The organism is Pseudomonas sp. PSE1(2024) (assembly GCF_050990555.1).
Classification (GTDB): domain Bacteria; phylum Pseudomonadota; class Gammaproteobacteria; order Pseudomonadales; family Pseudomonadaceae; genus Aquipseudomonas; species Aquipseudomonas aphyarum.
The window spans coordinates 1,107,036-1,119,312 of the sequence record NZ_CP158967.1 but is presented as its reverse complement, the minus strand read 5'-3'; the positions used below and the strand labels follow the sequence as shown (position 1 = coordinate 1,119,312).

The 12,277-nt window shown below is 58.8% G+C and carries 10 protein-coding genes; 4 read left to right on the top strand and 6 right to left on the bottom strand.

Translation table 11 applies throughout. The annotated features are described in order from the left end of the window. Positions 1 to 79: 79 nt before the first annotated feature. On the bottom strand, positions 80 to 2,785 hold the full coding sequence (locus ABTV87_RS04865) for an RHS repeat domain-containing protein (protein WP_433899074.1): 2,706 nt from the start codon (positions 2,783 to 2,785) through the stop codon (positions 80 to 82). A gap of 182 nt (positions 2,786 to 2,967) precedes the next feature. Here ABTV87_RS04865 and ABTV87_RS04860 point away from each other — a divergent pair, with 182 nt between their 5' ends. Then, entirely contained in the window at positions 2,968 to 3,432 is a 465-nt protein-coding gene (locus ABTV87_RS04860) for a hypothetical protein (protein WP_007957299.1), read from the top strand. Between the two features lie 35 nt (positions 3,433 to 3,467). Continuing rightward, positions 3,468 to 4,292: an SDR family oxidoreductase gene (locus ABTV87_RS04855; RefSeq protein ID WP_433899073.1), complete on the top strand. Its 825-nt coding sequence runs from the start codon at positions 3,468 to 3,470 to the stop codon at positions 4,290 to 4,292. 90 nt (positions 4,293 to 4,382) lie between these two features. Here the strand turns inward: ABTV87_RS04855 and ABTV87_RS04850 are convergent, their stop codons facing one another. Both ABTV87_RS04850 and ABTV87_RS04845 read right to left on the bottom strand, forming a co-directional pair. Continuing rightward, a complete protein-coding gene (locus ABTV87_RS04850; RefSeq protein WP_433899072.1) occupies positions 4,383 to 5,945 on the bottom strand; it encodes a hypothetical protein in 1,563 nt (520 codons plus the stop codon). A 182-nt stretch (positions 5,946 to 6,127) separates the two neighbouring features. Continuing rightward, the gene (locus ABTV87_RS04845; RefSeq protein WP_433899071.1) at positions 6,128 to 7,009 is read right to left on the bottom strand and encodes a LysR substrate-binding domain-containing protein; all 882 of its coding nucleotides are present in this window, start codon (positions 7,007 to 7,009) and stop codon (positions 6,128 to 6,130) included. Between the two features lie 109 nt (positions 7,010 to 7,118). Here ABTV87_RS04845 and ABTV87_RS04840 point away from each other — a divergent pair, with 109 nt between their 5' ends. Further along, on the top strand, positions 7,119 to 8,489 hold the full coding sequence (locus tag ABTV87_RS04840; protein WP_433899070.1) for an MFS transporter: 1,371 nt from the start codon (positions 7,119 to 7,121) through the stop codon (positions 8,487 to 8,489). After that, positions 8,486 to 8,884, top strand: coding sequence for a DUF4440 domain-containing protein (locus ABTV87_RS04835; protein ID WP_433899069.1), 399 nt, complete (start codon positions 8,486 to 8,488; stop codon positions 8,882 to 8,884). The genes ABTV87_RS04840 and ABTV87_RS04835 overlap by 4 nt, the downstream gene beginning before the upstream one ends. A gap of 130 nt (positions 8,885 to 9,014) precedes the next feature. Here ABTV87_RS04835 and ABTV87_RS04830 read toward each other — a convergent pair whose 3' ends face one another. The 3 genes from ABTV87_RS04830 to ABTV87_RS04820 are packed head-to-tail and all read right to left on the bottom strand — an operon-like array spanning position 9,015 to position 12,274. After that, positions 9,015 to 9,881: an efflux RND transporter periplasmic adaptor subunit gene (locus ABTV87_RS04830; RefSeq protein WP_085611394.1), complete on the bottom strand. Its 867-nt coding sequence runs from the start codon at positions 9,879 to 9,881 to the stop codon at positions 9,015 to 9,017. A gap of 10 nt (positions 9,882 to 9,891) precedes the next feature. Beyond that, the gene (locus ABTV87_RS04825; protein ID WP_003221811.1) at positions 9,892 to 10,092 is read right to left on the bottom strand and encodes a DUF1656 domain-containing protein; all 201 of its coding nucleotides are present in this window, start codon (positions 10,090 to 10,092) and stop codon (positions 9,892 to 9,894) included. Further along, a complete protein-coding gene (locus ABTV87_RS04820; RefSeq protein ID WP_102686902.1) occupies positions 10,082 to 12,274 on the bottom strand; it encodes an FUSC family protein in 2,193 nt (730 codons plus the stop codon). The genes ABTV87_RS04825 and ABTV87_RS04820 overlap by 11 nt, the downstream gene beginning before the upstream one ends. Positions 12,275 to 12,277 lie beyond the last annotated feature (3 nt).

Below are 12,277 nucleotides of genomic sequence, written 5' to 3'. Positions count from 1 at the left end.
TCCGTAAAACAAGAAGCCCCCGTCCAGCCCGCTGCGTCCCCTATCCGCAGCGGGTTGGGCGGGGGCTTCTTGCTGACGCTCATGCAGCCTTGGAAGCCCCGGCCTGTACTTTTTTATGCCAGGTACTGACTTTTACCGATCCAGGAGTTTTGATTTCAAGCGTTCCGTGGAATGACTTGTCGAGACTGTCCAGCATTGTCCGTGCATTCATTCTTCCCACCTGCACGGGACTGATTCCCGAATTGCCTATCAGCAATGCCTTCAACTCTTTCAATCGGCCTTTGATCATCGGAACTGCGCTCAAGTCGGATGAGTGCTTCGGATCTAGTACATCCGGAGAAGCAAAAAACTCCAGGCTGTCGTAGCTGTCACCAAAGGCGCTCCTGAGTGCATTGTCGTCCTCAAGGTCATACTCTGCAAAATGCGTCATGCCCGCTAGAAATCTGCGCTCGTTCACTTCTCCGTTTATGGATAAAAGAAAGAAGGTGAATCCCATATTCCCAGCCTTGGTCCAATCCTTTTCGCTGGTATTGCCACCTTTTCCACCCAACGCCTTCAATTTGCTGTTGACCAGAGAAAAGTTTGACTTGATGTCCATATGTGACGGTGCCGCGCCCTTCGTCGCGAAGTTGTATGAGTAATGACGCAAGGTAAATTTCAAGTCTTTGGTCTTTTCGAGCACCGCAGGTGGTGCCTTTGTAGTTTTGAACTTGAGTTTGCCTTCGGTTATGTCATTCATCATCGTGTAGGGCTTCACTCTGTCCGTATCGCTGTAATTGTCCTTGTACGATTCAAAAATCTCGATGGCCGTGCGTACCGCCGAATTGGACTTTGATTCCTCGCCTTGCTCGTCAAAAAACGTCAACGGATTATTTCTCACCATTCGGAAAAGATTGATGCCATCTGCCTCCACACCTGCCGGATCCGGATTGCTCCATTTCTGCAACCACGGGATGTAGTAGCGGTAACCGTAGTAATCAAGCCCGCTGGCATCACGCTCCTTGCCCGAGTAACGGATGTATTTGTAGCTGAATTCGCCGTCCTGCCAGGCACTGGTACCGTATGGGTGAAACCTTTCCCGGCTGATCACCGCACCGTCATCGGCGGTTTCCAGACTGACCGACCCCAGGTGATCGACATGCTGGTATCGATACCGATCGTTGAGTCCCGAAGGCGGCGGGCTCTCCCAGTGCTGTACTCGAGCGTTGTCGGCAATGATGACCTGCAACCGTTCACCGGTACCGTTGACGGTGCGCAATTCCAGTCCAGGCAAATAGCGCACATCGGCAATCAGGGTGCGGGCGTTGGTTCGTAATGAGCGGATCTTGCGTACTCGCTGACTGCCAGACTTGTAGAGATAGACCTCCTGGTCGTTGAGCCCGGAGGCGCGTTCCACCGGGCTGACCGATTGCAGTTGGTTACGCAGGTTCCAGCTCAGCATCCGCCCCGGTTCCAGCTGCAACAGGTTGCCCCTGCGGTCGTAGGCAGCTTCGATTTCCGAATCGCCGGGAATGGCGTTCACGTAGGGCAAAGAGCGGTTGCTGAAACTCGCCGGTTGCAGTTTGCGCCCATGACTTTGCGGGCCGACATGAATCAGGTTGCGCAGGTTGCCGCCGGGATCATATTCGTAAGTCTGCTGATAGTTGCTGATCGCCGAAGGGTCGATGCGCCCCATCGATTGCGGGCCCTGACTGACAGTGCCGGCTTCCCAGCCGAAAGCCATGATCAACTGGTAAAGACTGTCGTAGACAAAGCGGCTGACCGGCTCGATGCGCTGGTTGGCAAAGTAACGGATCGGCAGTGCCTTGTCTTCGATACTCAGGACATTGCCCATCCTGTCGTATCCATAACTCAGGTGTTGCAACACGAGACCGTTAGCATCTTCGGACCGAAGGCCCAACAGGCGATCGTCTTCGGGGCGATAGATCCGGGTGGTGCGCACACCGTTACCACCAGTTTCCTGCGTGACATTGCCTTGCGCGTTGTAGCGAATGTCAGTAACCAGGATCTGCTCAGGCTTCCCCTTCAACCGCAAGCGGCGCTCGTGCAAGTGGCCATCGACGGTCAGCGCAAATGTATGCCGGTTCTCTCGGGCATCCGTCTGCTCCAGCACATCGCCCAGCGCACCATGGCGCCACTGCGATGTCGCACCAGCGCCAGGCTCCAACAGTTGCGGGCGATCCGCCTCCTGCTCCGGCCAGTCGGGTGTCAGCGGTTCCTGCGTAAAGTGGCGGGTGTCTTCAGTGCATGAGCCGATGATTGCAAACGCGCTGAACAGCACGCTGCCGGCTGGATGGTCATGACGAATCAGTTGACCGAACTGGTTACGCGACTGATCCCCGCTGCCGGGATGACCGTAGGTCAGGCGCTCGACACAACGCCGAGGCTCGCCCTTTCCCTCTTCGAATATCGCGACGGGGCGCAACAGATTGTCGTGCTCGATCTCGCGCTGCGTCTGACGGCTGTCCCAACTGAACATCGTTTGTGCAGCGAGTCCCTTCAACTCGATTTGCGTACCGGCATCGACACTGTCCGAACGAATCACCGTGGCGTCCAGAGCAAACACCTGCGTCAGATTGGCCGGCGTCAGCGGGTCGCCGGCTTGCGACAGCCAAAGCCGCGGGTCCCAGTGTTTTACCGCACGCCCCGCAGAATCATGCAGGATGCGGTTGATCCGGGACTCTACCGTCCCGCTCTCGATGGCTCGATGATAGTCGACCGTGCGAACCTCTAAGCCGCGCGGCTCGAACACAGACATCCTCGGCGTATTGATATGCAAGCTCATTAACCGTGCATCCTCGCGCGACCGGCGTTCTTTGTAGCTCTGGCATCTGAGCAGGCTCAGCGCTGATCCGGCTACTGTCAGAAATTACAGTCCCGACCAACGGCACTGCGCTCAATCCGTGAATGTCCATTCCCGCGCCCCTTCGGTAGGATGGTCATCACGAGTTCAAGGAGCGTTCGAACATGTTCATCGGCGTCTTGCTGGTCATCACCTGGCTGATCCTGCTGTTGCGCTACCCGGCCAAGGCCTTGCCGGTGTCCATGGCCGCCGCCGTCGGCCTCGGGCTGGTGGCGATGTGGGTGGTGTGGCTGGACAACCGCGAAGTCAAGCAACTGGCGCGCCTGGAACTGCGCATCGTCTATGCCCCCGAACACTGCCCTGCCGACCGCCCGCTGCTGCTCAAGATGAACAACGGCAACGACGTGCCGCTGACCGAACTGCGCTGGCGCATTGCGGCGTACGCGCCGGGCGACACCGTGAACCTGGCCGACAATCAATACGCCGCCCCACGCTATCGCGGCCCAGGCGAACTGCAGCCCGGCGGCAACTGGGAAGACTGCCTGCCGATGCCGCCGTTGCGTCCCGGTTATCGCCCGCAAACCCTGGAGTTTCGCGCCGAGCGATTGCAGGGTAGTTTCTCCGACTGATCCCCTCTCCCACTCTTTTGCACAAGGAATGCGCCATGCCCGTCGCGTTGATTACCGGTTGTTCCAGCGGCATCGGCCGCGCCCTCGCCGATGTCTTCAAAAGCGCCGGCTACGAGGTCTGGGCCAGTGCGCGCAAGGCTGAAGATGTCGCGGCACTCGCCGCTGCCGGGTTCACGGCCGTGCAGCTCGACGTCAATGACAATGCAGCGCTGGAACAACTCGCCGAGCGGATCAACCAGCAACATGGCGGCCTCGACGTATTGATCAACAACGCCGGTTACGGCGCCATGGGGCCGCTGCTCGATGGCGGTGTTCCGGCCATGCAGCGCCAGTTCGAAACCAACGTGTTTTCGATTGTCGGCGTGACCCGTGCGCTGTTCCCGGTACTGCGTCGGGCCAAGGGCCTGGTGGTGAATGTCGGCAGTGTTTCCGGGGTGCTGGTGACGCCATTTGCCGGCGCCTATTGCGCGTCGAAAGCCGCGGTGCACGCGTTGAGCGATGCGTTGCGCATGGAACTGGCGCCGTTCGGGATTCGCGTGCTGGAAGTGCAGCCGGGGGCGATTCAATCGAGCTTCGCCAAGAATGCCGGCCATGAGGCCGAACAACTGATCAACGAACAATCACCGTGGTTTCCGTTGCGTGAAGGCATCCGGGCGCGGGCCAAGGCTTCGCAGGACAAACCAACGCCGGCCAGCGAATTTGCCGCCGAGTTGCTCAAGGCGGTACAGCAGAACAAACCACCACGGCTGATCCGCATCGGCAATGGCAGCCGGGCGTTGCCGTTGCTGGCGACGTTGCTGCCGAAAGGGCTGCTCGAGTCGACGTTGATGAAGCGCTTCGGACTTGTTGGATCGTTGTAATAGGAGCTTGGAAATCAGAAGCCATGGCGTGGCGGAGAATAGTTTTAGCTTTCTCCGCACGCGGGACTTAACAAGCTTTTCGAGTAAGGGCTAACGCCTGATGAATGAATCAAATACAAACTGCCCTGTTGTTTGCACCCTGATAGTTCTAATTCCACCCAAATCCCCCGAATCAAAGTTTATTTCTTTATTCAAATCGGAAAGCTCCGCTTTATACCTTATGGTATGCAGCACCTCACCACCCACTCCAATAAAATAAATATTCATATGTTGATCATAGTCCGTTATATTGCCTAAGCACATCCAGAAATCGACCCCTTTCGCTGTCCCGCTTCTAAACTCAAGCTCATAGGTTACATATGCCTTAGCGTCACCAGCATACGCATATAATTGCATGCCTGTGACGTGCTCACTTCTTTGCGCGGAGAACAAATGAAGATGACAAATATCTTGAGGAGAGCCAACCAGAGTAACTTTAAAAATATCAGAAAGAAAAAACTCTCCCACCTTATAAATCTTTAACTCTGAAAGATTCTCAAAACCTTCAAAAAAATCAAACTGCCCAAAAACGCCAACTTCCGTGACATTGGACCGAGCCACCTCAACATCTCTTCGCAGTTGTTTGCAATATATCGAAACCCGTTGATCCTTCGCCCCTGAAATATAGCTATTGGACAATGCTTCTTGCGGAAATCCAGGTACCGGGTCTATTACCTGATCAACCATCAATACCACATCCTCACCGGCTGCATCCGTATACGTGCAAACAGTTCTCTGAATATCGCCAGATACCCATTGCGGCGATCTGACGTGGGTTTTCGAGATAACCGGAAACCTCTGAAGTTGCCCCAGATCCACATCACCTGCTGCTGTCAGAGGCGAGATTACCGGGGCATCCAGCCAAGCTCCGCGCAGATTGACGAATAGTGAGACTTCACGAGAGTAGGGCTCGGGCAATGCCGGATTACCTATCCAGTCCTGCGGGCCGCTGGAGCACCGGATCATGCCGTCACCGGCAGCAATAAATTCTGCTTCGGGCACCCGAATTTCCAGCGGATTATCGGGGCGAACCCTAGCAGCGACCTCTTCGCTTACTTGATATTTGAAAACGTGGTTTCCGATAAAACAGGAAATGATGTCAAACGCTCTCAATCGTGGATAGTAGACATAAAAAAGAACGCCTCGTTTGGCAAGCTCCGGTCCCACTCCATGCTTTGCAGCGTCCTCGACATCAAAATAAATGTTCGAATTAACTCCATCTTCGGGTTGAGAGTCAGGATCTCCCACCGGACCGTCACGGTGAAAAAAAGCCCGCAGCACTCCGGACTCACCTTCGTTTTGCGAACCACTGGTGACTACACAGTGAACTCTATTAAGGCCCTCGCGCAAGGAGTCTTTCAGAATACTGAAATAGGTAAAAGTATTTTCGTCACCGGGTTCCTTATATGTGGCAAAAGCCACTTGATTTTCATTGACGAACAATCGGAGAGTATGGCCAAGCCGACCACCGGGAAATGGGTCCACAACACAGTTCTGATCAGATGCTATCGCGATGAGCGTTACACCGCAGTCTGCCGGGATATTGCTCGGCCCCCTCGTTTGCATAGAGGTGAAGTAGGGCACGCTCACCGCGAGAATGGCTGAATCGTTCATATCCTTGCTCCTGATTGAGCCCCTGTTAATGCTGGGCGAGTGCGATAATGACAACTCAGCTACACGAGATTTGCCTACTGTCATATCTGACAGTGCCGACGAGCAGTGTAAAACTCGCGAACAATTTCAAGAACAAATTACCGCCATGGCGAGCAAGCCACGAGCCGCGCCCGTTGACAATCTCAGCCCCACCCTTTCATGAAATCAATGAACGCCCGCACCTTCAGCGGCAGATGCCGGGTGTCCGGGTACAGCGCGTACACACCTTGCTGGGCGAAACGGTAATTCGGCAGCAAACGTTGTAACCGCCCGGCGTCGAGGTCTTCCTGAATCAGCCACTGCGGCAGAATCGCCACGCCTTGCCCGGTCAGTGCAAAGGCACGCAGGGTCGCGGAGTTGTCGGCGACGATGGCAGTGGTTCCCGGTTTTGGGTGGTAGACATGCTCGGTGCCGGCGGGGTCGCTGACCGTCATTTCCGGCACTCGCCCATGCCCCAGCGTCGGCATCGACTCCAGCACCGCCAGCGTATCGACCGGCACAAATCGCTCGACCAGCCCCGGCGCCGCCACTGCAAACACCTCGAACGTCGACAGCTGCACCGCCCGCAGATTGGAGTCGTGCATTCGGCCCAAGCGGATCGCCATGTCAAAGCGTTCGGAAATCAGATCGGCATGTGTCGAAGACGTGGACAAGTGAATGTTCAGTTGCGGCTGCTGTTGTCGAAACACTTCCAGCGCCGGCACCACCTGAGCCAGCGCGAACTCCACGGTCGTGGTAATCCGCAGCGTGCCCTTGAGCTGCGAGTGTTCCGAGCGTGCTTCCTCGATGGCCAGCCGTGCTTCGTCCAATGTGCGCAAGCAGCGCCGATAAAAACGTTCGCCGGCATCGGTCAGGGCCAGTTGTCGGGTGTTGCGGGTGAGCAAGGTGACGCCCAACTCTTCTTCCAGCCGCTTGAGGTTGAAGCTCACCACCGCCCGCGTCTGGCCCAGAGTGTCGGCAGCAGCGGTCAATGAGCCGGCCTCGACCACCGCTTTGAAGGTATCGAATCGATCCAGGCTGACCATGCTCGCAGCGCTCCCTGTCAAAATAATTTTGACAAACTAGCAGTCAAACCAGCGTATTTCTATCGCCGCCAGCGCCCTACCCTGCACGCCTCATCACAGGGAAGCTGCCATGGCCTATCGCTCGAAAGTCGCGCTGGTGTATCTGTTGGGGTTCGCCCTCGACCTGCTGAACATGTTCGCCGCCAGCATTGCCTACCCGGATATCGCCGCACAGTTGCACGCCTCGGTGACGCAACTGGCGTGGATCACCAACGCCTACATGCTTGGGCTGACGCTGATCATTCCGATGAGCGTTTGGCTGGCGGCAAAGGTTGGCGAGCGGCGGCTGATCCTCGGTTCGCTGCTGGTGTTCGGGATTGCCTCCGGACTTATCGCTCAGGCGAGCTCGATTGAAAGTCTGATCGGCTGGCGACTGCTGCAAGGGCTCGGTGGCGGGTTGCTGCTGCCGGTCGGTCAGGCCTTGGCCTATCGGGAGTTTCCGGCGACACAACGTGCACACTTCACTGGCGTGGTTTTGCTGGTGGCGCTGATGGTGCCGGCCCTGTCGCCAGCGGCGGGTGGTTTGATCGTCGAGGCGTTGTCGTGGCGCTGGATTTTCTACCTGAACATGCCGGTGGCGCTTTTTGCTTTCGGTCTGGGTCTGCTCTGGTTGAAAGCGGGTCAGTCAGCGAGTGAACGCCCGACACCTGACGCCCGCGGCTTGCTGCTGGCGGTCGCAGCGCTGAGTCTGTTGCTGATGGCCGTCAGTCTGGCGAGTGCCCCCGCAACCCGACATCTCGCGGGCGGCGTCCTGCTGCTCAGCGTCATCACCTTGTGGATCTACCTGCGCTATGGCTGGAACAAACCGGGTGCAGTCCTTGATCTGCAACTGATCAAGAACCCGTCACTACGTCTGGCGATGCTGATCTATCTGTTCGTGCCCGGCATCTTTACCGGCACCAACATGATTGCCGTGTTGTACCTGCGCGACCTCGGCTTCGGCGCAGCGCAAACCGGAGCGCTGATGATGTCCTGGGCGGCGGCTTCGGGCGTGGCGATCATGCTTGGCAAGCGCGGCTTCAACCGGACCGGCCCCAAGCCGTTGCTGATCGCCGGCATGCTGTTGCAGTGCCTTGGCATCGTCGCGCTGATGCAGATCGATCAACCCGCCAGCGGCCCGTTGATCCTCGCCTATGCCTTGATGGGGTTGGGTGGCAGTCTGTGCAGCGTCACCGCGCAGACCTTGGCATTTGTCGGCATCACGCCGGAAAAAATGGGCCACTCCAGCGCTCTGTGGAATATCAATCGCCAACTCGGTTTCTGCCTCGGCGCGGCACTGCTCAGCTCTCTGCTGGGTGCATTGGGCGCCGGCGGATTCAAATACTGCTTTCTCGCCGCGGCACTGCTCACGCTGTTGCCGATGGTGTCCGTGCTGCGTTTCGACTCGACAAAATTACTCGCCCTTCTGCGCTCATCTCACCTTCAGGAAAAATCCACATGACTGACTACGCCGATTATTTTGACGAAGTGATCCTGGCCCATGAGGCCATCGAACGATGGTTTGCCGTGGAGGAAGAAGAGGCCGCACTGGAGCGATTGCTGGCGCGTTTTTCGCCCCGGTTTTCCATGGTGACGCCGCTGGGGCGTGTGCTGGATTTCGAGGCCTTGCGTGCGCTGTTTCAAATGGCCGGCGGCAAGAAGAGCGGGTTCAGGATCGAGCTCGGCGAGCTTCAAGGGATTGCCTTGCATGAACGCGGAGGGGTGGTGAGTTATCGCGAACAGCAGACCGATGCAAGCGGGTTGCACACGGATCGGCGTTCAACCGCGGTGTTTGAAAAAACCGAATCCGGGCGGGTGATCTGGCGGCATCTGCACGAGACGTTTTGCAGCGAGTAGATGCTGAGTATTTGCTCGTAAAACCGAGTCGTCCCAATCGCGAGCAGGCTCGCTCCCACACTGGATCTGCGCCGCACTGAAGATCCCATGTGGGAGCGAGCCTGCTCGCGATTTGCAGCGACTCGGTCTGTCAGTTATCCACAGCGTCCTGCTTCACCACCACGGTGCAGGTAATCCCCGCCGCCAGCAGCACACCTTCCGGCACTTCATCAATGTGAATCCGCACCGGCACCCGTTGCGCCAGCCGCACCCAGTTGAAGGTCGGGTTCACATCGGCGATCAGCTCGCGGCTTTCCGGGTTGTCACGGTCGTAGATGCCGCGGGAAATGCTCTCCACGTGCCCCTTGAGGACTTCGCCGCTCATCAGTTGCATGTCGGCTTTGTCGCCGACGCGCACGTGGGGCAGCTTGGTTTCTTCGAAGAAGCCGTAGACCCAGAACGAGTTCATATCGACCACGGCCATTTTCGCTTCGCCGATGCGCGCGTAATCGCCGCGATGGACGTTGAGGTTGGTCACGTAGCCGTCCACCGCCGCCCGCACTTCGGTACGTTTGAGGTTGAGTTCGGCGGCTTCCAGTTGCGCCTGAGCCTGTTGGTAATCGGCCAGTGCCGAGTCGGCGATGTTGCTGGCGTCGTCGCGGTTTTCCTTGGAGATCACCAGGTTGTCGAGGTCGGCGCGGCGATGGGCGTTGACCTTGCGCATCTCCCACGTGGCCTTGCGCGAAGCCACCAGCGACTGCGCCTGTTTCACCGCGAGGCGATAGTGCTCGGGGTCGATCTGCATCAGCAGATCACCTTTCTTCACCAACTGGTTGTCACGGACCGGCACGTCGACCACTTCACCGGTGACGTCGGCCGCGACGTTGATGATGTCGGCACGGACCCGGCCGTCGCGGGTCCACGGGGTGTTCATGTAGTGCTCCCACAACGTGCGGCCGATCCACAGCGCCAGGGCCAGCACCAGCAGGGTCGCGAGCAGGCTGAAAAATTTTTTCATCAGAACGTTCTCAACGGTAGACAGTCAGCGCCATCGCGCCGAATAGACAGGTAAACAGACTCAGGCGCAGCAGCGCCGGGTGCCAGAAGAAGCGGTACAGATCGAACCCCGAGAGGAACCGGTCCAGCGCCCAGGCCAGTGCCGCGGCGACGAAAAACATCAGGGTCATGGTCGGCATGTACACGCCGTGGAAGGCGATTTCACGAGGCATGGGCAAGTCCTTCGGGCTTGGCGATGGCGTAGGCAGCGAGTGGCGATTGCGGGTCGAGCAACGAGGTGCGGATGAAGTGCAGGTAGCTTTTCACCCGACGCAGGGCCGAGGTATCGAAGTGCGGTGCGAACGGCTCGTCAGTGGCGGCGACACGGCTGATCGCGTGATCGACCGCGACCAGTGCGCGTTCCAGATTGCTCGAATTCGGTTGCAGGAACAGTCGCACCAGCGAACGCCCCATGACCCGGATCGCCTGACGCCATGGCTGCGATTCGGCATACGCCGGATGCACCGGCAGGATTGCCTGTTCCTTGCGCAACTCGATGATCGCGTGACCGACTTCCAGCACCACGAACATCCAGCGCAGCAGGTTTTTCTGCACCAGAGGTTGACCGGCCGCCAGGCCATAAGCCTGATGCATCAGGTCGCGGGTACGGCTTTCGAAACTCGACGCCAGGCCCTTGAGTTTGCCGCTGATCGCGTACACCACTTGCCCGCGCAAATCCTGTTCAAGCCGCTGCCACAACCAGCGGCTGTTCGGCGGCAGAATGATCGCGCCGGCCGCCGCGCAGACCAGCATGCCCATGACCATGGCGATGTAGTCGTTGATGAAGGTGTAAGGGTTGTAGATCGTCAGGTTGTCCGGCACCGAACCGGTGCTGAAGAAGATCAGCAGACCGAGGCCGACGCCGGCGTATTGCGGTCGCGAAGCGAGGAACGAGCCGAGCACGATCACCGGCGCGAGCATCACGCACAGCAGCGGAAAACCGTCGATCCACGGGAAGATGAAAAACATCTCGACGAAGCCGATCAACGCCCCGAGGAACGTGCCGCAGGCCATCTGGAAGGCCATGCGTTTCGGGTTTGGCGTCGCCGCCGACAGGCCCACGGTTGCGGCAGCGATCAGGGTCATGGTCGCGCCGCTCGGCCACGCGGTGGCGACCCAGTAGCTGCCGAGCACGACCAGAATGAACGCGGCACGAATCCCCGAAGCCGCCGCCGCCCACCAACTGGTTTGCGGGGTGAACGGCTCGTCCCAGCGCTCGCGTTCGTGGCTGTGATCGGCCAGCGAGGCGTGGGTCTGTGCATAACTGTGCAGGTCATCGACGAAGCGATAAAGCAGCTCGTATGCGGTGTGGAAATCCAGTTGTTCGGCGTCGCTTGGCTCGCTCTCCTGGAAGATCGCCCGCAGGCTGCGCACCCGCGCCGGCAGGCCTTCCTTGTATGCCGCGAGCGCCAGTACAAGACGCGCCGCATCCGGACTGGTCAGGGCGCGGCCGCTGAAGCCGTCGAGCACTTCGGCCAAATCCTGCAGCCCCGGTTTGATCGCTGCTTCCACATGGTCGGCGCCGTTGCGGCGCAGGCGTTCGAGCAACTGATGCAAGGCGTTGAAACGGGTGGTGATGCCCATGAATTCGCTGTTCAGGCGACTGAGCCGGCCGTTGCGCCGACGCATGTGCGGGTCTTCGAACACGGTCACGCTGCGCAGCCCTTCCAGCCCCACCGCTTCGGCGATGAAGCGCACGTTGCTGGCCTCGAACGACTCCGGTTTGCTGCGCCCGCGCAGGCCATCGGTGACGAACAACGCGAACACACCGAAGCGCTGATACAAGGCGTTGCGCATCGCCGCGCTGGCGGTTTGCGGCAGGATCGCGGCACTGACCAGTGTCGAGCAAAGAATTCCCAGCGAGATCTCCAGCACCCGCCACACCGCCGCCATGAATGCACCGTCAGGATGGGCGAGCGCCGGCAGGCCGACCATCGCCGCCGTGTAACCGGCCAGCACAAAACCGTAGGCGCGGAAGTTGCGGCAACGGGCGGCGCCGGCCGAGCAGATACCGACCCAGATCGCCAGCGAACCGAGGAACAGCTCGGTGTTCTGGGCAAAGAGCGAAATCAGCGTGACCATCATCGCCGACCCGGCCAGGGTGCCGAGGAAGCGATAGAAACTCTTGGCGAACACCTGACCGCTCTGCGGCTGCATGACGATGAACACGGTGATCATCGCCGTGCGCGGTTGCGGCAACTCCAGGCGCATTGCCAGCCACAGCGTCAGGAACGCAGCGATCAACACCTTGAAGATGTAGACCCAGGTCACGCCGTCACTGCGCGCCCAGTCGAAGAAGCCCCGGCGCCATTCCAGGGAGTAGAGCCAGCGCAAAGGTGCGGGCAAGGGAGTCATTCA